Annotated in this window: 21 protein-coding genes and 1 tRNA gene; 14 read left to right on the forward strand and 8 right to left on the reverse strand. The window is 46.3% G+C overall.

Features of this window, described 5'->3' with window-relative positions; genetic code table 11:
- Positions 1-27 precede the first annotated feature (27 nt).
- The 4 genes from B9T62_RS00950 to B9T62_RS00970 form a co-directional block, all read right to left on the reverse strand.
- Positions 28-1,005, reverse strand: a complete 978-nt coding sequence (locus tag B9T62_RS00950; RefSeq protein WP_169834306.1) for a tyrosine-type recombinase/integrase — start codon at positions 1,003-1,005, stop codon at positions 28-30.
- A gap of 53 nt (positions 1,006-1,058) precedes the next feature.
- A complete protein-coding gene (locus B9T62_RS00955; protein ID WP_157685392.1) occupies positions 1,059-2,498 on the reverse strand; it encodes a transposase in 1,440 nt (479 codons plus the stop codon).
- Positions 2,499-3,155: 657 nt separating this feature from the next.
- Entirely contained in the window at positions 3,156-3,788 is a 633-nt protein-coding gene (locus tag B9T62_RS00965; RefSeq protein WP_087913561.1) for a hypothetical protein, read from the reverse strand.
- Positions 3,789-3,825: 37 nt separating this feature from the next.
- Complete coding sequence (locus B9T62_RS00970) at positions 3,826-4,023, reverse strand: Rha family transcriptional regulator (protein ID WP_087913562.1); 198 nt, start codon at positions 4,021-4,023, stop codon at positions 3,826-3,828.
- Positions 4,024-4,266: 243 nt separating this feature from the next.
- On the opposite strand from B9T62_RS00970, the gene B9T62_RS00975 reads away from it, so the two are divergent.
- The 4 genes from B9T62_RS00975 (at position 4,267) to B9T62_RS00990 (ending at position 7,476) form a co-directional block, all read left to right on the forward strand.
- On the forward strand, positions 4,267-4,632 hold the full coding sequence (locus B9T62_RS00975; protein WP_087913563.1) for a helix-turn-helix domain-containing protein: 366 nt from the start codon (positions 4,267-4,269) through the stop codon (positions 4,630-4,632).
- 84 nt (positions 4,633-4,716) lie between these two features.
- Positions 4,717-4,799: transfer RNA gene (locus B9T62_RS00980), tRNA-Leu, on the forward strand.
- Positions 4,800-5,491: 692 nt separating this feature from the next.
- Positions 5,492-6,196 carry an ABC transporter ATP-binding protein gene (locus tag B9T62_RS00985; protein WP_087913564.1) on the forward strand — a complete coding sequence of 235 codons (705 nt, stop codon included), beginning with the start codon at positions 5,492-5,494 and terminating at the stop codon, positions 6,194-6,196.
- A 5-nt stretch (positions 6,197-6,201) separates the two neighbouring features.
- Positions 6,202-7,476, forward strand: coding sequence for an ABC transporter permease (locus B9T62_RS00990; RefSeq protein ID WP_157685393.1), 1,275 nt, complete (start codon positions 6,202-6,204; stop codon positions 7,474-7,476).
- Between the two features lie 793 nt (positions 7,477-8,269).
- Here B9T62_RS00990 and B9T62_RS01000 read toward each other — a convergent pair.
- From B9T62_RS01000 to B9T62_RS01010, 3 genes are read right to left on the reverse strand one after another with little or no spacing between them, the layout of a single operon-like run.
- On the reverse strand, positions 8,270-8,512 hold the full coding sequence (locus B9T62_RS01000) for a hypothetical protein (RefSeq protein WP_245864294.1): 243 nt from the start codon (positions 8,510-8,512) through the stop codon (positions 8,270-8,272).
- 40 nt (positions 8,513-8,552) lie between these two features.
- Entirely contained in the window at positions 8,553-10,205 is a 1,653-nt protein-coding gene (locus tag B9T62_RS01005; protein ID WP_087913567.1) for an ABC transporter permease, read from the reverse strand.
- The gene (locus tag B9T62_RS01010; protein ID WP_087913568.1) at positions 10,180-11,082 is read right to left on the reverse strand and encodes an ABC transporter ATP-binding protein; all 903 of its coding nucleotides are present in this window, start codon (positions 11,080-11,082) and stop codon (positions 10,180-10,182) included. Before B9T62_RS01010 ends, B9T62_RS01005 begins: the two co-directional genes overlap by 26 nt.
- 644 nt (positions 11,083-11,726) lie before the next feature.
- Between B9T62_RS01010 and B9T62_RS41140 the strand changes: the two genes are divergently transcribed.
- Together B9T62_RS41140 and B9T62_RS01025 are read left to right on the forward strand one after the other, a co-directional pair.
- Entirely contained in the window at positions 11,727-12,074 is a 348-nt protein-coding gene (locus tag B9T62_RS41140; protein ID WP_169834292.1) for a DUF6179 domain-containing protein, read from the forward strand.
- Complete coding sequence (locus B9T62_RS01025; protein WP_087913570.1) at positions 12,071-12,838, forward strand: DUF6179 domain-containing protein; 768 nt, start codon at positions 12,071-12,073, stop codon at positions 12,836-12,838. Before B9T62_RS41140 ends, B9T62_RS01025 begins: the two co-directional genes overlap by 4 nt.
- A 162-nt stretch (positions 12,839-13,000) precedes the next feature.
- Here the strand turns inward: B9T62_RS01025 and B9T62_RS01030 are convergent, their stop codons facing one another.
- Entirely contained in the window at positions 13,001-13,480 is a 480-nt protein-coding gene (locus B9T62_RS01030; protein WP_087913571.1) for a glutathione peroxidase, read from the reverse strand.
- A gap of 410 nt (positions 13,481-13,890) precedes the next feature.
- Between B9T62_RS01030 and B9T62_RS01035 the strand changes: the two genes are divergently transcribed.
- From B9T62_RS01035 to B9T62_RS01070, 8 genes are all read left to right on the forward strand, one after another.
- The gene (locus B9T62_RS01035) at positions 13,891-14,169 is read left to right on the forward strand and encodes a hypothetical protein (RefSeq protein ID WP_087913572.1); all 279 of its coding nucleotides are present in this window, start codon (positions 13,891-13,893) and stop codon (positions 14,167-14,169) included.
- 100 nt (positions 14,170-14,269) lie between these two features.
- A complete protein-coding gene (locus B9T62_RS01040; RefSeq protein ID WP_087913573.1) occupies positions 14,270-14,692 on the forward strand; it encodes a thiol-disulfide oxidoreductase DCC family protein in 423 nt (140 codons plus the stop codon).
- Between the two features lie 158 nt (positions 14,693-14,850).
- Positions 14,851-16,011, forward strand: coding sequence for a P-loop NTPase family protein (locus B9T62_RS01045; RefSeq protein ID WP_157685394.1), 1,161 nt, complete (start codon positions 14,851-14,853; stop codon positions 16,009-16,011).
- The gene (locus tag B9T62_RS01050; protein ID WP_087913575.1) at positions 16,004-17,233 is read left to right on the forward strand and encodes a TadA family conjugal transfer-associated ATPase; all 1,230 of its coding nucleotides are present in this window, start codon (positions 16,004-16,006) and stop codon (positions 17,231-17,233) included. The genes B9T62_RS01045 and B9T62_RS01050 overlap by 8 nt, the downstream gene beginning before the upstream one ends.
- A gap of 145 nt (positions 17,234-17,378) precedes the next feature.
- Positions 17,379-18,149 carry a type II secretion system F family protein gene (locus B9T62_RS01055; RefSeq protein ID WP_245864503.1) on the forward strand — a complete coding sequence of 257 codons (771 nt, stop codon included), beginning with the start codon at positions 17,379-17,381 and terminating at the stop codon, positions 18,147-18,149.
- 13 nt (positions 18,150-18,162) lie between these two features.
- On the forward strand, positions 18,163-19,035 hold the full coding sequence (locus B9T62_RS01060) for a type II secretion system F family protein (protein ID WP_087913576.1): 873 nt from the start codon (positions 18,163-18,165) through the stop codon (positions 19,033-19,035).
- 13 nt (positions 19,036-19,048) lie between these two features.
- A complete protein-coding gene (locus tag B9T62_RS01065) occupies positions 19,049-19,237 on the forward strand; it encodes a Flp1 family type IVb pilin (RefSeq protein WP_169834307.1) in 189 nt (62 codons plus the stop codon).
- Positions 19,234-19,908, forward strand: a complete 675-nt coding sequence (locus tag B9T62_RS01070; RefSeq protein WP_087913578.1) for a TadE/TadG family type IV pilus assembly protein — start codon at positions 19,234-19,236, stop codon at positions 19,906-19,908. The genes B9T62_RS01065 and B9T62_RS01070 overlap by 4 nt, the downstream gene beginning before the upstream one ends.
- Positions 19,909-19,966: the final 58 nt, after the last annotated feature.

A 19,966-nucleotide genomic window follows, 5' to 3' on the forward strand; every position in this document is an offset into this window, starting at 1 on the left:
CAAAACGCGTTCGTGGAATTTACGGAATTAGCTTTTTTTATTTGGATTCAGATTATTGAATTTATTCGCCGTCTCTCGACTCAACGATTTTGAAACATGAGTATAAAGATCAGCAGTAACCTGTTGTTTCGAATGCCCTAAACGTTCTTGAATTGCTTTCAAAGATACGTCATTTTCTAATAAGATCGTTGCACAGCTGTGTCTTAAATCATGAAAACGAACATACTTAAATTCATGCTTCTCTACGAAGTTTTTCCACCATTTACTCGGTTGTGTGTGATAAATAGCTTTTTCGAAGCCGGCATGAAAAACGTAATTTTCATCCCCGCCAAGCCACTTATTTCCCAAAGCAATACGTTCTTTTTCACAACGTTCCTTGTATAATTTGAGTTCTTCCATATACCAAACAGGCATATCAACAGTTCTTATGGAGTCATCTGTCTTTGGCAATTTAATAACTGCCTGACTTTTTATTGTCAGCGAGATGCTTTTACTAATTTTAATGGTATGGTTTTCAAAATCTACTTCCGACCATTCTAGCGCTAATAACTCCCCACGTCTAAATCCACCAAGAATAGCACAGATGCAGAATAGTCTCCACATAATAGGTGCTTTATAAAGTAAGGTTATTACTTCTGCAGCCTCTTGCTCGTCATAAAACTTTAGTTTTTTTTGTGTAACCTTTGGTTTTTTGATGGATGCCATAGGACTTTGAGTCAGTATACTCCAATCCTTAGCACGGCTGAAAACATTTTTCATGACTCGATAAATGTACTCGATGGTTCCGCTTGATAATGATCCATCCGAATTGTCTTTTCTTGCACCAGGCTTACGAAGATCTTCGATTAAACTTAAAACATGCATTGGTTTAATTTCATCGAGTTTGAGATGGCCAAGTGCTGGTGAAATGTGATTTTTCAAATGATGATTGTACGTTTTCGAAGTTAAAGGAGAAAGCTCAGTCTGTGCATATTTGGTTTTCCATTCTTCAACAAATTCAGTCAAAGTCATTTTTGAAGGAGTTTAGTACATACTGGACAGTGAAAAGTTCTACATCTCTAAGAAGCCTGCGAATCCTCGTCAACAATGGACGAATCCTGCTTGGATTTAATTATTTTGGTTATGGATAAGTGAGGATTTTGAACAAACAGGCGAAAAATAGAGTTGCGTAAATAAGCGGAAACGGTTGCCTCAGATACTATAGCCAGGGACGGTGTTCGCAGGTAGCGAAAGAAGAAACCCGGTGTCCGACCTGAAAAGTGCAAGGCGATCAATTGCAGCAGTCCCATCGCGATGCACTGGCACATGATAAAACCTTCAATCGCTTGAATCGTTTGTTCAATTCGGCGCCGATCCTGTTCGTCTTGTACCGCTTCGAGTGGGTGGGCCTCCTCTTTTTTCAGAAACCGGTTCAGCTTGGGCATGGACTTGCTCCAGAAACGGTAGCCGAAAGCGCCAATGACCTGCTTCATTTCCCGGAACGTACACTCAATCTTGGAGCGATAGCCATACAAGCAGATGATGTCCGTGGCAGATAGCGTGAGATCCGTGCTGACCAGAATGGAGTAGCGGCCCTGTAGCACGACCAGTACAAAACGCAATTCCTGATACCATCCCTGCCCCCAAAGCAGATCCAGACAGAGAAATTGAACCTTCTCTTCTTCGCCATATAGGGGAAGGATAGCGGTTTGAAAATCGGCAGCACGAGTCAAAAAAAGTTCCTTCAGTTTGACGGATGGGCCCTTTTTGTGCGGTCGGCCGCGTCCGGGCTTTTTGGCAGGAGGACGTTCGTAGGCCACCACGTTGGACTTGGCTTTCGTCACCAGATGCATCCGGGCTTCGGAGCCCGAGTGGCACGCCTGCAACTGCTTCAAGGCCGGAACCGACAAGAAGTAGCGATCCAGGAGCAGCAGCGCTTGGCCGAAGACTTTCGCGGCCTGGAACCCTTGTTCAATCATCTGAACGACATGAGAAGACGGCTCTGACTTGTTGTCCGTTTTCTTCCAGTTTAGAATGGTTTGAATCCCGTCTTGCAGATTCATGAACAAAGGCAAACAGAACCATTTCCGGGGTGTACCGGCCAGAATGCCAATGGCTCCAAACAGATGGCCGAAAATATACTCGCCCTTGGAGACGTTCTCGGATTCCTGATGGAGTTTCTTGACCCCCGGCATCCGGCGACCTTCCTTAGCTTGCTTCATCCCGTCACCAACGAGAACTACGCGATCCTGAATCACCAGCAAGGGCGCAGAGCGGCGAACGACCTGAAGCCACATCTGCCGCAAGGAAGGCAAAGACCAGGCCGAAGAACGGAAGAAGTGAAGGAGCGTCTCATAGCAGCGGCCATTCAGGGAGAGATCCCGAATGACGGAAGTTACACCGAGATGGTCGGAGCGCAGCATAAAGCCGACAACGATAACGACAAACCACTCGAACGTAGCCTGTCTGGAAAAGCAAGAACGGAAGGGAAGTAAAAGTTCATTCAAAGTTTTTAGCATAGGTATGGTCAATCGCTCGGAAATGAGGTACACTTTTTGTCGTAACCCATTCAGCGGTCCTTCCTTTTTGTGTGAGAACTTAAGGATACCAGACCATCGCCGAATTGGGTTATTTTTCTGTGTTACGATTTTTCGACAAGAACTTTTGACTGGCCAGAGTACATACCGCTTTCTACAAACACTATGAAACGTGAAAGTTCAGCTTCGGCTTCTTTCTTTGTGCGAGACTGTATTGTTTTTGTTTTTTTGATTCTTTTCCCGTTTGCATCATAACCTGCTTCAACTACAAGCAGATAAGAATTAGGTCTGCGTGTAAGCTTGCCATTTTACACCACCCATATTTTTGTATCCTTCTTTCAATCATTCTTGCCTTGAATGATGGGTTTTATAATTATTATGTTGACGAATTGTTGACCAAATTCAACAACTGCCATTATAATTAACCGTATTAGAGCAGATAACTAAATACAAAAAGCCCGATACAACGGGCTTTTTCATAATTAATCGGAATTGATTCAAACTAGCCCACTACCTTGAGGGGGTAGTGGGTGTATACCCGTGGAGGTTCGAGTCCTCTCTACCGCATAAGAATTAGAAAAAGTAAGAAATCCTTTGCTCTGCAGAGGTTTTCTTACTTTTTTCCTTATACCTTATTTACTACATCTTCAGGACACCTGCATATTTGGGATATAGCTGCCGGATGCAGTCGGGACAGATGTCATGGGTGAACTGCACAGAAAGCTGCTGCTGCAGGAAATGCTCCAGAATGACCCATTCCTCCTTGTTGTTGCGGATGGATTTGCAGGAAGCGCAGATCGGCAGGAGCTTGATGGGCAATCTTGTGCCGGGTCCAGCCGGTCCTGGTATGACGGCAGGCGGGATATGGCGAATCTCAGGGACGGGTCCGGCATCCGTAAGTGAGAGGATCAGGTACTCTGCGCAGGGCGCTGAATCAGAGATTAGCGGACAGACCTCCAGACGGAACATCCGGCTGCCCTGCTGAGGAGAGCAGAGTGCGTACTCTGCGCTGTATCCAAGCCGTTCTCCACTGATGATGGATTGCATGGCCTCCTGCAGCCTCAGGCCTGCCTCAGGGTCATTCAGGAGCTTGCGCAGAGCAACGGCGAAGTCTGTTCCAAGCCAATTCTGTGGAGCCAAGCCATAGGGGCTGAGATTAGCATTCCAACGGCTATTGCTGAACAATACCGCTCCATAAGCGTCAACAACAACGGCGTTGTAGGATGCGGAGGATAGTGTGCGTTGAATTGAAGCAGACAAGCTTTCGGTCAATGGTTATCGCTCCTTGTGTAGCTTCAGGTTGGAAAGGCTAAGAGGGAGGCAGGTCCAGCAGCTTCTCGATCTGGCGGCGGTAGACTTCAGCCCTGCGGGTACCATGAATCAGATTGGATAGACGGTAAGGCGGAATTCCGTGAAGCTGACAAAAGAGCTTCTGATCCATTTGCCTCTCTGCCAGCCGTTGCTTGATAGCCCAGCCGAAGGGGGTTATGGGGCGTTTGCTGTTCAATGAACTCACCTCTTATCGACGTACCGGCCGTATGATATAATGAGTATCGCGACATATAGAACGAGAACTTAAGAATGCTACATAAGGAGTTGCCAGGAAGCCCTGTGCATCAGACTTTCTGGCAACTCCACTACTCCATTCTTAAGTTCATCTTATACAATAGTTAATTATATACTTTTTTACGTCATTTTACAATAATAAATGACTTAATTCAGTATTTATTTATGGGAAGGCGGTTTGCCGATGTTATCCATTTACGAGCGCATAGAATATTTAATCAAGCAGAAGGGGATCACCAAGAAATCCTTTTGTGAGCAGTTAAGCATAAGCACAGGGAATCTGGGCGACTGGAAAAGAGGGAAGTCCACTCCCGGTACGCATAAGCTGATCGAGATCAGCGCTTTTTTCCATGTCAGTCTGGATTGGCTGATTCTGGGCAAGCCGTCTCCTGAAATGGTCCGCGAAGGGGCGGAGGATTATTTTTTTGACTCCAAAGGGCAATCCAATTGCCACAGTGACGAACTGCTTCCAGAGGAGCAGGTCTTCATCAAGGAATATATCGCTTTTGCCGAATACCGCAAACGTAAAGCTGAAGAGGATAATTCCTGAGCGCTCTTTACATTTGGCAAGCAAACAATTATAATATTGAATGTTGACCTCAAACAGAACTATGTTTAGATTTATCTTCACCGCGCGGTAGTGGTGGAATGGCAGACACGCTATCTTGAGGGGGTAGTGGGTGTATACCCGTGGAGGTTCGAGTCCTCTCTACCGCATAATATGTAAAAAGCAAAAAACCTTGATGATTCAAGGTTTTTTGCTTTTTTTTATTTTTATTAACTAACTGATACTTATAATGCTCCTTTGCCTTTGTTGACGAATTGTTGACGGATATTTAGCGAAGGCAAAATGAAATCTCGACTGCTAATGGTATTCCAATAATACCACTACTTATCGCAACTAATTTTTCGGATCTGGAGAACTGATGGTGCAACGAGTCTTCTACTTCGAGATCTAGTAGAATCAGCAAGTACTGAGGAATGTAAGTTAATCGGCAACGCGTTATTGGTTAAGTAGTGGCTTTAGAGTCGCTTCTTTTTTTGTTGCACAAAACATGAATAGTTTGAAAAAAAATCGATAATGAAATTAATAGAAAATAAATATTTAAAATTACAAATATTCCTTTATTTTATTTATAATACAATTTATATTTGGAAAAAACGGGAATAGGATGTAATATAATGGTATGGTCAATATCCTTTTTTATGGCATATGATATAAAAGCCTTTAAGCCAGAAATCCTACTCCCAGATCCATATTTACCTCTTGCACTTGTATTTGCAGGACATAAAGATTCGTCACATTATATGCTCAAATATCCTATGTATTTATAAGATTGTTGACTTAATTAGATTTAGAGAAGGCTTTAGTTTATAAATAAATTTTTGGGTTAGGAGTGACCTTCACGATGACTGTCATTGTTGTGGATATTCAGGAGGGTGGATATTCGTCAAATGAAATAATTGTTAAAGATATTCAATTTGAAATTAGTGAAGGGGAGTTAGTGGGGTTGATTGGACCAAACGGTGCCGGTAAATCTACAACTATTAGATCTATTATTGGTTTGCTGCCACATGTGATGGGAGATATCTCAATAAAAAATGGTAAAGGTACTTATAGCTACATTCCGGAGCAGCCTATTCTTTATGAAGAGTTAACTTTAAATGAACATTTAATTATAGCATTATCATCATACGAAAAAAACATGGCTGATAGCCAACAAGAAATAGATGAGTTATTAAAAAAATTCCGGCTGGAAGATTTTATTCATAAATACCCGACTTCCTTCTCCAAAGGAATGCAACAAAAGGTAATGCTTATACTAAGCTTCTTATTAAAACCGGATATTTACATTATTGACGAACCTTTCATAGGGCTTGATCCTATTGCAATAAAAGATTTTTTGGAGTTAATAAATCAGGAACGAACTCGTGGAGCTGCAGTACTAATGTCAACACATGTGCTTGATTCGGCAGAACGAATATGTGATCGCTTTATTCTGCTTAACAAAGGTCAAATATCTACTATCGGGACATTGGAGCAAATCCAAGAACAATATACTTTGCCTCAGGGAACTCTGTTTGATTGTTTTCATAAAATGATGCAAGGATGATATTTATGATTGACGCTTATTATTTATTTCTCAGAAGATTAAAATCCGGATGGGCTTTCCAATATCGAGTTATTCGAACCGTTGTCGATGATTGGAGAGTATTGGCTTATTTAATAATCCCTGCCCTGTTATACTTGATTCGATATTATATGTACTTATGGAGCAGCAAACCAGAATGGATTTATAATATTCAGATACAGCATTTCGCTTTATTCTTTTTTGCGGTCATTGGATTTAGTACTTTTCGTTATTTTTTTGATTATGCAGACCAGTTGTTTCTTTTGCAGCGTAAGTCATGGATCATGAAAATTAGAAAATATGGGATGATATACGCTATTCTTATTCATATAGTTAAAGTTTTTGTGTTATTGCTGATTTGGTTGCCCGTTATTTATTATGGAGTTGGCATGAGCACTGCACAAATTGCCCTCTTTCCTTTATATACTGCTTTTTTTACGCTCCCCATTTTATTGTTGAAAAAGAGAATAGGAATAAAAAATAACCTGCTCCAACGTATAGGATTGAGCACTCTTTTATATGTTGCCGGAGGCTGTATTTATGTAGCGATAACCATTCTTCAAAACCTTACAGTTACAGGAGTCAGCATTATTGTACTTGGCATAATAAACATATGGCTAATATACAGAGAACCAAAGAACTATAAAGCACATTTTGTAGAGGATATTCAATATGATATAAAAGACCGGTTTAAAGTTTTAGCCTTATTGTTAAATAATACGGGCCATAAGGTTCGAACTGTCCGCTCTGTCCGTTCACGTCCGATACTATTTAAGAATTCAAAAGAGTTATTCAAAGTAAGAAGCAGTTCCAATATTTTAGCGGAAAGCTGCTTCAAGGCTTTTTATAGAGATTCAAAATATAACAAACGCTATTTGCAATTTATTTTAATTTCATGTTATGGAATATTCAATCTTCCTAATCTTGTCGGTTCCATTTTTTTATTGGCTTTAGGTTTGATTCATTTTTCACTTAGTAAGATGATCTGGTTTCAATTTTTAACCTCAGATTTTCTCAATTTATATTCTTGGCCTGCTGATACTCAAAAAGAAGCTGGCAATAAAACAATGCTTATGTTAACAGTACCTGGATATTTAATGATTTCGATTGTTTTCCTGATTGCATCTCATTCCTTCCTGGATGTAGTTATTAGGCTGATTGTAAGTATATTGATTTTTTATATTTGTATACTGATTAAATATAAAAAAAATTATAAGTTTAATCAATTGATGATTGGACTATATAAGAAAATGCTATCTTGAGGGGGGAGTGGGTGTATACCCGTGGAGGTTCGAGTCCTCTCTACCGCATAACATTTAAAAAGCGAAAACCCTTGATGATTCAAGGGTTTTTGCTTTTTTTTATTTTCATCAAAGAACTGACTCGAACGATACCGTTATGATTTTGTTGACGAAATGTTGACGGAATTTTATTGATGGCAAGAAAGAGGCGGTGCAACGGACCTCCTGGAGCAGATTCTGGACAGAGATAATCTGAACAGAACCTACAAACAGGTCAAACGCAACCATGGAGCGCCGGGAATCGACTGGAATGACCGCAGAAGAGGCGCTGCCATAGCTGCAGGAACACATATAGACGAGCTTCTGCAAAAGATCAGGGAAGGCCAGTACAAGTCAAGCCCAGTACTGCGCAAAGAAATTCCCAAACCAGATGGAAGTGGAGTACGGAAACTTAGCATACCTACGTCGTAGACCGGGTAATTCAGCAGACGATCTCCCAGCAGCTGTCCCCACAGTTTGAGCCGCTCTTTTCTGAGGGGAGCTACGGCTACCGCCCAGGGCGGAGTGCACAACAGGCGAGCGGCAAGGTGAGAGAGTATGCGCAGTAAGGCTATGTCACGCGGTAGAAATCGACCTCTCCAAATATTTTGGCACTTGAACCATGAGCTGCTGATGAGTCTCTTGCGCAAACTAAACTAAATCTAGGATAAGATCGGAATTATAATGGTTGTCAGAAGAAATAAAGTTCTAGACTGACGCTGATTTGGTGTAAGTGGATATCACCCTGGCAAATTAGCTATTAATACTAGCCATGCTACCTGTTACTTGAAAAACTACTGAAGATAGAAACGATGCTGCCAATGATAAGTGCCAAAATTGGAATTCCAATCAATTTCATCAGTGCTGCTGTTGTTCCATCATAAGTAGTTGTGTTGACTACAATAGGAATGTTTAATCCAAAAAATGAGAGAATGAAGAAACCTAGACCGATGACAAGTCCAATAAGACCAAATACTTTAATTGTCCCCATCTTTGAATTAGACGATCTTCTACTCAAAAAAACCCCTCCTAGATTCATTAATTGAATTTAATGGAAATTAGATAGTCCGTGTTAGGCGGCTTCTTGAAATATAGGCTGCAATCAGTAATACGATACTAATTAATACATAAATGAAGCTTAAGACCCAGGAATTAATTCCTATGTCTGTAACCCAGTTCGCCCCTCCTATGGAATCTGATCCCATGAAATCAAGAAAAGGCATCTTGTTAATCGGGCCTATGTACCAAATAATCATATAGAGTATCTCAAAAGTGCGATTTGTTTTTGTAAGTACTCCTGTGGCAAGTGCAAAGCTGGGGATGAGTAGGGCAGCAGAAATCCAAAGTGCCAGATGTTCTACATCACCTACAAAAATGAAACGAACCAGCATGCCTATCCCCGTTATACATGTCAGCAAAAAGCCTGAGAACCATACAGCAGTAAGTTGGCGGGAAACGAAACGTGGACTTGAAGCTATAAGAAAATAAGTCTGGTAGCGATATTCTCGATTCCCCATTCCAGACCAAAAAATCAGCGGCCAAATCCAAGTGAATGGCCAAATCATCCATTCCGTTGAAGTACTGAGGGGCATTAATAGACCTAAGAAAATCAAAGCAATGGCCACAACATACCACGCTGGCGCAATTCCTTTCATCATTAAGCGCCATTCTGCAAATACCAATGACAAGAAAGAATCGCGAACGGTCACCGGCGTTAGTGTCGCAGCACGGGTGGGAGAGACTGATTGATTATTTTGCTCAGCCCAGTTAAGATCCCTAGTGTTATCCGTCGGATCCGTGCCCTGAGATGATTTATCCGAAGAGGTCTCGGATTCTTCTTGACCGCTATCTGTATCTGCTGCATAAGGAACTTCCTGAAAACGGCGAAAGAAAACAGCAGCAACTAGTACCAGCAGGAAGGCATAAAGGAATGGTGTCAACTGCTGCCCTATTAACGGTCCGCTCCAATGTATACCTTGCCATTCGAATAGCTGGATAGGTTTCTCGCCGAGAGTTAGGAACCCTATTCCGAATGATCCAGTATAGTTAGGCTCGAGCGAAGTGAGATCATTCACCATTCTGTTTGTAATAATGTCTGTCCCGAAGGGGATGTAGCTTGAGCAAGTGATGAATACGATGAAAAGCATGAAATAAATCACATTACCAAGCGTGCCCTTCAAAGCCTTCAATGTCTCAAATAATACAGAGAGAGCAGAAACGATGGCTATTATGGGGAAAGTGAGGAACAGAAAGGGTGAGATCAATTGCCATAATTCGATCTTAGTAACCTCTCCACGAATCAACTGCATAATTATCGTAATGAGAATAACCACTAAAGCAATAATGGACAAAACGGAAAAGTTGCTAATTGATTTACCAATTAAATACTTGAACTTACTCACAGAGGTTGAAGCGATAATTTGTCCGAAACCATTTTCTTCATCACGTTTTATGCTGTTTTTCACCAAATAAAAACCAAACAACGAAAGGAACAGTGTGGTAGAAATGGCGACTGATGCTCCCACCCAAGCAGAATTGTAGATCCCGCGATAATAATCCAGGTAAAGCGTCACGTAACCGCCTTCAGCAGGCGGAACAAAGAAGTATGCCGCCATGATCGTAATGCCCAAAATGACCAGAAACGAAAATCTTCTAATCCTCTCAAGAAAATCAGCGCGTGCAATGTTATATATGGTGCGGAATGCTCCCACTTAAAGTTCCCTCCTGGGTAGTCTTAATATGTAAATAGGCGTCTTCCAGGCTTGGAGATACTGGGGTACAGCCTGGAAGTGGCGGTTGATCAGAGACAATACGAAGTTGTAGGCCGTCCTCTCGTCGAATTGTGGCACTAATTGTCCATTTAGCACGGGCTTCCTGAAGGTCATGATCCGGTATGACAACAGACCACACCTTACCCTTAACATTATGTAGGAGTTGGGAAGGGTTTGACTTTGTTAGTAATTGTCCCTTGGATAAAATGGCAACTTGATCAGCAGTTGCTTCTATATCGGACACAATGTGCGTGGAAAGGATAATAACTCTTTCTCCTGATAAATCTGTCAACAAGCTACGAAAGCGAACCCTTTCTTCCGGGTCGAGGCCTACTGTCGGCTCGTCAAAGATTAGCAATCGAGGATCATTGAGCAGCGCTTGGGCAATCCCAATTCGTTGGCGCATACCTCCAGAGAAACTACCAATCGGGCGTTTTAAAGTATCATGTAAATTCAATAGTTCAAGAATTTCCAAAATTCGAGGTCTGATTTTACTGCGGTCCAATCCCTTCAATGCAGCAACATATTCAAGAAATTCCACGGGGTTCAAATGTGGGTACACGCCAAAATCTTGAGGTAAATATCCGAGGGTGCGACGCAATTCATCGGGTTTTTTACGAATATCCTCTCCATTCCAACTCACAGTTCCATTCGAAGGTTGAGAGATGGTGGCGAGAATTCGCATTAGAGTAGATTTACCTGCCCCATTTGGTCCAAGTAAACCTACGATGCCTGGTTTCAGTTGTAGGTTTATATCCTGCAATGCCCATGAGTCTTTCTTGTATTGCTTACTCACTTGTTGTATTTCGAGTAACATTTCAAGCCTCCTTAAGGAAGATATCATTTACCAAAAAGTAAATAATTGTAAGGTCATTATATTAGTTCAGTATGTACTTGTCTATAAAAGTTTGTAACCAAATGGGTGTAAGCTAATAAACTTTACAAATTTCATAAGACACATTTCATCCAATTTTCAGATCGGAGCGATCAAGTTGAAATGTACCTTCGCTCTTTGGTGGATTAGATGTCTAATATTGCATTTTCCTCTTGTAACTCTCAGATTCGCTTCTGCATTTCCCGCATCTGATGCTCGTCTGACTTGAATACCTGGGCTGCAACCACTTCCGGATCTGTTCCAAACTTCTTGACCCAACCATACGGTGTTGTCGTTGATCTTCAGCTCTCGGGCGACTTCCGCCACCGTTTGTCCACTTTCCTTAATATGTTGTACCGTCGGACGTTTAAAGGCTTCGTCATACACAGTTTTCTCATGGGTTACAATCTCCTTTTCAGTCTAACTTCATTCGAGAGGTGGTCAAAGAAAGATTGGTCCCCCCGAGCATGCGATCGAAATCGTTTGCGGAACAGGTAAAATGGCTCAATCCAAAGATCCAAGGATAGAGAAATTATTACTACACGAACTACAGCCAAAAGAGATTAGCCAAGTTGGATGGGGATATTTTGCAGCGATTAACGCGGTGGTATGCGAAGAAGATTGTAAGCAAATGCTTTGAAGAGACGAAACAACTTTACAATGAAGTCAAAAAGAACAAGCTCGATGTCCCGGTGGATGCCTACAACATGACGATAGATGAGTCTTTGCCCGTATTTATGAAGAAATACGGAATTATCTTTGACGCACATAACACGATGGCCAGCATTGATTATCCTCTGGCAATCGACGATATGCGGCTTCAGGGTATCTTTTACATTAAACAATATTTGGAGCGTCTTCAGATGGAAACTAAGTTTTGCCACTTCTTCAGCCACGAAGACCTTCTCGATACGCTGGTGATTTCGGGAGAGTGAGCCGGTTTGATTATCGTATCGAATTATTCAACATCTATGAACTGATGTTACATAATGTAATCTTCTCTGTTTTATCGGGCGGTGAGGCAAGCCAGGTCAAGATTTCGGAGTATCAATTCGAGCGGTTGGAGCGGGACTTGACTCAGGCTACTCCGATTCAAGTTGATTTCCTCGTCCGTGAAGCGATGGTCCGTCTTCAGAATGAACTGTATATCATCGAACCTTCATTAACAGAGTGCATGGATCAATGCCGAGATACGCTGGTACAACGTATCGTCAATACAGCACATTCCCGCAGTATGCATGCCCTCATTTTAACTCGGCAGGAAGAGAGACTCAAGCCACTTGAATTTTCTTTAAATCCGGATGACCATTTGAGCGATATTGAACTGCGGAAATTGCTGGCTGAAATCATGAAAAGTGACAAGAAGGAAGATAAGGCCCTTTTAATCAAATCGAGGCTGTATTCGCTTCATGATTATTTGGATGTTTTTGAATCTGATAGTCTTTACGGGGACGAATATGAGGCGGTATTTGTCCTGTTTGGCGATACGGAACTAGCGATCTTGGCCAAGATCGTTTTTTACGAGGAACTTCGGAGCGACTTCCTGGATTTTGAAACGATTGTATCAGACAGCAGCGGAAGCGATGATGATTGGAGGTCACACTACATTGAATTTATGCAGGGATTGGATGCGGATCGTCTGCGGTCCATTGAGAAACTCATCAATATGATTGATTATGAGGAAATCAAATTCTATTGAGCTGCAAAAAATGCAATGATGGCTTCCTCCGATTTGATTGGGGAACTATTTCATTCTAAAGGGAATGGTAAGCAGCCCCTGCATGGCCGTTGTTACGGTGTGCAAGGGGCATCTTTTTTTTGAATAAATATCAGGAAGTATAGCTGTAATCTTATTAAGACTCTATTTCAGCAGCTTGGCTATATCGTCAGCAATCTGGTCAGGGGTGGTCTTGGGAGCAAACCGCTTCAGGACACGGCCTTCCTGATCCACAAGGAACTTGGTGAAGTTCCACTTGACACTTTTGGAGCCCATGAGACCCGGCGCTTCTTTGGACAAATATTTGAACAGAGGGTGGGCTTCGTCGCCTTTGACATCAATCTTCTCATACATCGGGAAGGTTACCCCGTAGTTAATCTCACAGAACTCGGCAATCTCCTCGCTCTCGCCAGGCTCCTGGCCTGCAAACTGATTGCTTGGGAATCCAAGCACCTCGAAGCCGCGGTCTTTGAATTTCTCATACACCTCTTGCAAACCTTTGAATTGAGGGGTAAATCCGCATTTGCTGGCTGTGTTGACTACAAGCAGTACCTTGCCTTTGTACTTGGAGAGGGATTCTTCCTCGCCGCGCAGCGTTTGAGCCTCGAAATCATAAATGCTCATGTCTTTAACCTCCTTTTTAGTTTCCGAATATTAATTTATCACAATTTAATTTTACACTAAATATATCAGGAGTCAAATATTAAGATTGCGGGAACACTTCCGTGTGAGCGTTTCAAATAGGCAGGAAGTTTATTAAGAGTAGCGTGAAGCCTCTAAAGTGAATATCGGAAGACCTGGGAACTTAATCCCAGGTCTTTTGTGTGTTTTGGCGGCGTAGCTGGGCTAAAGGCTTGTTTTTGTGGCAATAATGGCTAAATAAAGGCAGGATAACTTATGTAGAGGGCAGGCAGCAGCGTGAATAAGTGTTCTTTGGTTGACATCACCCCTGAAATTCTTTAATATGTCTAAGTATCTGAGAAAATGCCGTGCGTGTAACTAACTACCAAAAATTTAATAAATGGGTGATGAAGATGTCTTACAGACCGAATATTACGAATGTGACCAAAGCCAGCAGCAATGATAAGGAAGGATTGTACGAGTTCATTATCAAGCTTGCTGACGGAACGGAGTGCCGCGCGTTCTATCATCGGTTTCCGGAATGGAAAATGACGAACATCAGCCGCCTGCTTAAAACTCCATGTCCGATCTGCCGCAAGGATTTCATCTGCAAATGTATGGATGCCTTCTCAGCTGATTTTGAAGGCCAGATGCTTGGCGATGAATGGATTGACAAGGCTATTGCCGAATAATTGAATGGATGGACATGATGGCGCGGAAGCTTCTTCCGCGTTTTTTTGTTATATCGGGGAACGGGGTATACTGAATCTTAAGTGAAGGAGGGGGAGTAACATGGATAAGGAGCTGGAAGGCAAGCTGCAAGGGAAATCGGTAGTATTGATTGATGGAGTATGCCATCTGTGCCAGGGTGTGGTCCGTTTCATTATTCCTCGCGATCCTGAGGCCAGGTTCCTGTTCGCGTCGCTGCAGAGTGAGGCTGTACAGGCGTTGCTGCCTGCCGATGGTCTAACGTCCGGACCGCTGAGTACGGTGGTGCTGCTGGAGAATGGCGTCCAATACACACAGTCGGCTGCTGTATTGCGGATTGCCCGCAGGCTAAGGTTTCCATGGCCTCTGGCCTATCTATTTATCGCTGTACCCCGCATCGTGCGGGATGCGCTTTACCGTTACGTGGCGCGTAACCGCTACCGCTGGTTCGGGAAGGATGAGCAGTGTATGCTGCCGACACCGGAGGTCCGGGACAGATTTCTGTGAGTAGGTTGGAAAATAATGATTGCTGCCTTCTTATATATATGCTACTATAGCTGTAAATTAAAGGATAGTAACGGAAGCACCGTTCATTAACCGTTTGTCACGGTTATTGGCGGTGCTTTTTTGCTGTCTTGTTATAGGAAGAAAGGAGAGTGGCGAAAGTGGCGGCGAGGATAGTGCTTGCAGTACGGGAGAGCCAGTATATCGAACCATTGCTGCAATATGTGCATTACAGCGAGTATGGTGAATTGCTGCGGATTACGGCTTTTAGCCGGATGGATGCCTTTGTGGAATTTATGAAACAGGGGGAAGTGCCGGATGCGGTGGTAGGGGATGTCTCTTTTGTAGAGGCGTGGCTCGTTGAAGGAAAGAGCAATGTCCCGTGGGCCGTACTGAGTGAGGATGAAGGGTACCCGGGCACAAATCCGGCAAGGTCGGGCGGTGTCAGCATCGCCAAATATCAGGCGCTGCCTGTGCTGCTCGGGGCGATCCTGCAGCTGTGTGAGGTGAAGCGGGCGAGGACCAATCCGGCGAAAGGGGAGACATTGTTGCTGGGTATTGTTTCCCCGAATGGAAGCAGCGGCAAAACAACGGTAGCACTCAGCATGGCTAAACAGCTCGGAGGACTGGGACTGTCGGTATTTTATCTCAACCTGGAGAGTGTGGACACCAGCGGCTTGTTTCTGCGGATGCCTGCAGGACATGCACCCGGTATGGAGCGGCTGCTCTATGAGCTGAAGGCGGGCCAGGACAACCGCGAGGAGGTGGCGGTCGGGTTGGCTCCGTATATGATCCGCCACGATGAGCTGCGGAGCACCTCCCTCAGACCTGCGACCAATATCAAGGAAATGCTGCAGATGACCCTGCAGGATACGCAGGATCTGCTGGGACTTCTGGCTGCTGAAGCCAGCTACGATGTGGTGATTATTGACACCGGAAGCATGGAGGAGGAACGGACGAAGGCGGTGCTGCACAGCAGCGGTCTGCTGCTATGGGTGCTGCGCAGCGATGAGGTATCGCTGCACAAGGCGGCCAAATGGCTGGCGCATCTAAGCGCTCCTCACTCGGGGATGCCGCCGAATCTTGCCGCCAAAAGCCGGTTCGCGGTTAACTGCACCGCCGGATCTGCAGAAGGAAGAGTGCCGTCCGAAGGGATCGCTTTTGACTATATGCTGCCTTATGTTCCGTCATGGACGCAGCAGCGTCGTGAGGAGCTTAGCTTGAATTCACCGCCCTTCCAGCAGGAGATTCTGCAGCTGTGCAGGGGGATGATCGAGCCTGCGCTGCCACAGGTATTTACGGGGACTGCCCGGTATGAATGAAACGATGTTCAGGGAGCTGCGCGGTGAGATTCGTGCAGGGCTTGATGTGACTTCAGCGGTGGGGAACCGCGAGCTGACTGGCTATATTGAGCGGACGGTCCTTGAACGGGAGAGTCTGCACTATCTGACTGCGCAGGAGAAGCACGGACTGGTCAAGCGGTTGTATGACTCTTTTCGCGGGCTGGATGTGCTGCAGCCGCTTGTGGACAATCCGGCCATCACGGAGATTATGATCAACAGCTATGACGAGATTTTTGTGGAGGAGGAGGGGCTGATTCGCCGCCTGCCGTTGTCCTTCGAGTCGAGCGGTAGGCTGGAGGATATTATCCAGACCGTGGTGTCAGGCGTAAACCGGGTGGTCAACGACTCCTCTCCGATTGTGGACGCCCGGCTGAAGGACGGGTCGCGGGTGAATATCGTGCTGCCGCCGGTAGCGCTGAAGGGTCCGGCGATGACCATCCGCAAGTTCCCGGAGACGCCGATGACGATGGCTGAGCTGGTGCGGCGCGGGGCGCTGGAGCAAGAGGCGGCAGAGCTGCTGCAGCGGCTGGTGGCAGCGAAATACAATATTTTTATTAGCGGGGGAACCGGGTCGGGCAAGACCACCTTTCTGAATGCCTTGTCCCAGTTCATTCCGCCCCAGGAACGGGTGATCACGATCGAGGATTCAGCCGAGCTGCAGATTGTAACGGTGCCGAACCTGGTCTCGCTGGAGACCCGCAATGCCAATACGGAAGGCCGTGGCGAGATTACGATCCGTGACCTGATCCGTTCCTCGCTGCGCATGAGGCCTAACCGGATTGTGGTCGGCGAGGTTCGCGGGGCGGAGTGCCTGGATATGCTCCAGGCCATGCAGACCGGGCATGATGGAAGCTTGTCAACCGGTCATTCTAACAGCGCCCGCGATATGGTAAGCCGCCTGGAGACGATGGTGCTGAGTGCGGCTGATCTGCCGGTTGCCGTTGTCCGCCAGCAGATTTCCTCAGCGATTGATATTGTTGTCCATCTCTCGCGGCTGCGCGACCGCTCCCGCCGGGTGATGGAGATCTGCGAGGTGATCGGCATGAAGGATGGCGAGGTGGAGCTGCATCCGCTGTATGCTTTTAAAGAGATAGGGGAGAAGGGCGGGCGGGTGCTTGGCGGCCTGGTGGGCTGCGGCCACCCGCTGCAGCATACGGACAAGCTGGCGATGGCTGGCCTGGCCGTTCCTGCTATAGGCTGAGATCCGCAATGCTGTGCGTGCGGCATCCTCATGAAGGAGGGAATGTGATTTGAATAACCGGATGAAGCAGGAGCAGAAGACTGTTGGGCTGAAGGGCATGAGCAAGCGAAGGATATCATTCAAGATTAGGGCGCCAGCAGGTGGGATGAAGGGGGCCTCCGCCGCAGGTGAAGAGCTGCCGGACTATACGATTTACCACTTATCCCGGCTGCAGTATATGCTGGCGGCTGGGGTGGGAGGCATACTGCTGCTTGGCATTGGATATTTGTTCTATCACAACTGGCTGATAGCCCTTCTGCTAGTGCCGGGCGGGGGATATGCGCCGAGGCTGCTGCGTGATTATTTATGGAAACGGAGACGGACCGCACTCAACCTGCAGTTCAAGCAGACCTTGTTCTCCTTGTCCTCTTCGCTCTCTGCGGGCCGCTCGGTAGAGAATGCCTTCCGCGAAGCGGTGGCAGATCTGCAGATGCTTGATCCGGAAGGCGGCAGCGATATGATCTCTGAGCTGAATATCATCTGCGCACGCCTCGAATATGGCCAACCGATTGAAGAAGCGCTGCATGATTTCAGCCAGCGGGCGGGGATGGAGGATATTGAACGGTTTGCCGATGTGTTCTCTGTCTGCAAGCGGACTGGAGGTGATCTGGTTGAGGTTGTGCGTCGAACGTCAACGATGATTGGAGAGAAGCTCGATATCCAGCAGGATATCTCCGTCAGCATCGCCCAGAAGAAATTCGAAGCCAAGGCGCTGTTGATCTCGCCACTTATTATGGTGATGTTCATGAGTCTTACGGCGGGAGATTATATGCAGCCGATGTATACCGGAGCGGGAATGATTATCTCAACCCTATCGCTTGCCGCCCTCTTCCTCTGCTACCTCTGGACAACGAAGATCATGGATATACCGCTATGAACAGCGGCGGGGATTGCCATGGATCTGCGGCGCGGTTCTGCTGGCGCTGGCAGCAGGCTGGCTCCTGCTGCGCCTGAAATGCGGCAGCCGTTATGCTGCGCTGCGCAGCCTGCCGATGGAAGGGTTGAAGCTGCGCTGGCTTGGTGAGCCGCTGCTGTTGCTGCTGGAGAAGGGCGGTGCAGGCAGCCGGTTCCCTTCGCTGCTGCTGCGGATTCAGCGCTCACTGCAGCGCAGCTACGGCATCCGCCACAGTGCAGAGCTGACGCTGCTCTTCGCAGGCGAAATGCTGAGCTACAGCTGGCTGCTGCTGGCAGGAGGCAGCCTATTGACTTTGGCGAGCGGCGAAGAGGCGGGAATTATGCTGGGCTTGATTCTGGCAGTTGGCCTGCCGGCTGCAATGGTTAAGGATCTGCATAAGAAGGTTAGGCTCAGGGAGCAGAACATTGTGCTGGCGCTGCCGGATCTGCTAAGCAGCATAGTCCTGCTGGTAGGTGCGGGTGAAACTGTACAGCAGGCTATTATCCGTTGTGTGAACAGTCATAAGGAGGAAGTGGATCATCCGCTGTACAAGGAATTGCTGGTGATGACCGCGGAGTGGGAGGGGGGCTATTCCTTCCAGCAGGCGTTTGAGAACTTCAGCAAACGTTGTGCGGTGCAGGAGGTGTCGTTGTTTACGACGACGGTTCTGCTCAATTACCGCAGAGGCGGGAGTGACTTCGTGCTGGCGCTGCGTGATCTTACCCGGATGCTCTGGGACAAGCGCAAGGCGATCAGCCGCACAAGAGGAGAGCAGGCTTCCTCGAAATTGGTTTTTCCGATGGTGGTTATCTTTCTGATTGTAATTGTGCTGGTGGGAACACCGGCGTTCATGATGTTAAATATGTAGGAGGCTGAAGCTGATGTTATCGACAATGGTGGAGAAGGCAAAAGGGTTCTGGCAGGACGAAGAGGGACTTGGCACACTGGAGATGATCCTGATTATTGCAGTATTAATTACTGTAGTTCTACTGTTTCGTAAAGAGATTGTTGATCTGATCCAAGCCTTGTTTGACACCGCAGGAGAAAAGACCCAGGAAGTTTTTGAATGAACCGGCTGCGGGATGACCGTGGCAGCTTCACGGTGGAGGCCTCGCTGCTGCTGCCGATGATCCTGTGCATTACGATGCTGCTGCTGTTCTTCTGCCTCTACAGCTATCAGAAGTCAATGCTGCTGCAGGTGGCTTCGGCAACCGCTGAACGGGCGGTGTACAACTGGGACAACAGCAATAAGGAGAAGCACGGGTATTATGCGCCGGGTGAATATGATCCGCTCTACTGGCGGATCGGCAATGATGGTCTGCTGTCTGCCTTGTTTGGCGGCGGAGCAGAGGGCGGAGGCGTCAAGATTGAACTGCCTGGGGATGCTGGAGCCAATCAAGAGTTGGCTGCCCGGAAGCTGGGCAAGGCTTCCGCTATGGTCCCGGATAATATGCCTGGAGAGATGAAGTATGAATATAATCTGAGCGGCCGCAAGGTCCAGGTGTCATTAAGCCGTCTGCTGCATCTGCCTGTACTGGATGGGTTGCTTGCGGACGGAGCCAGCCCGGCTGTGCGCGTCCGTTCGGTTGTGGCCGAGCCGGTTGAATTCATTCGCACGGTGGATCTGATGCGTTATTATGGTGCCAAGTTCCGCGGTGGCACACAGGGCGGAGCACAGACGGAACCGATGAACCGCAAGGATGCAGGTACCCTGTTGACCGGACTCGGCGGCAAATCTTAAGCCAGGGTTCAGGCGGAGCGCAACATCAGGAAGCGAGGATCGGAGGAAGGAGGCGGTT

Origin of the sequence: Paenibacillus donghaensis (assembly GCF_002192415.1) — a bacterium.
Taxonomy (GTDB): Bacteria; Bacillota; Bacilli; order Paenibacillales; family Paenibacillaceae; genus Paenibacillus_AQ; species Paenibacillus_AQ donghaensis.

Excerpts from the sequence above, each read along its gene's own strand:
- B9T62_RS00955 (WP_157685392.1), bottom strand. The coding sequence starts at position 2,498 with ATGCTAAAAACTTTGAATGAACTTTTACTTCCCTTCCGTTCTTGCTTT.
- B9T62_RS00975 (WP_087913563.1), top strand. The coding sequence starts at position 4,267 with ATGTTATCCATTTACGAGCGCATAGAATATTTAATCAAGCAGAAGGGG.
- B9T62_RS00985 (WP_087913564.1), top strand. The coding sequence starts at position 5,492 with ATGACTGTCATTGTTGTGGATATTCAGGAGGGTGGATATTCGTCAAAT.
- B9T62_RS00990 (WP_157685393.1), top strand. The coding sequence starts at position 6,202 with ATGATTGACGCTTATTATTTATTTCTCAGAAGATTAAAATCCGGATGG.
- B9T62_RS01010 (WP_087913568.1), bottom strand. The coding sequence starts at position 11,082 with ATGTTACTCGAAATACAACAAGTGAGTAAGCAATACAAGAAAGACTCA.
- B9T62_RS01030 (WP_087913571.1), bottom strand. The coding sequence starts at position 13,480 with ATGAGCATTTATGATTTCGAGGCTCAAACGCTGCGCGGCGAGGAAGAA.
- B9T62_RS01035 (WP_087913572.1), top strand. The coding sequence starts at position 13,891 with ATGTCTTACAGACCGAATATTACGAATGTGACCAAAGCCAGCAGCAAT.
- B9T62_RS01040 (WP_087913573.1), top strand. The coding sequence starts at position 14,270 with ATGGATAAGGAGCTGGAAGGCAAGCTGCAAGGGAAATCGGTAGTATTG.
- B9T62_RS01050 (WP_087913575.1), top strand. The coding sequence starts at position 16,004 with ATGAATGAAACGATGTTCAGGGAGCTGCGCGGTGAGATTCGTGCAGGG.
- B9T62_RS01055 (WP_245864503.1), top strand. The coding sequence starts at position 17,379 with ATGAAGGGGGCCTCCGCCGCAGGTGAAGAGCTGCCGGACTATACGATT.
- B9T62_RS01065 (WP_169834307.1), top strand. The coding sequence starts at position 19,049 with ATGTTATCGACAATGGTGGAGAAGGCAAAAGGGTTCTGGCAGGACGAA.
- B9T62_RS01070 (WP_087913578.1), top strand. The coding sequence starts at position 19,234 with ATGAACCGGCTGCGGGATGACCGTGGCAGCTTCACGGTGGAGGCCTCG.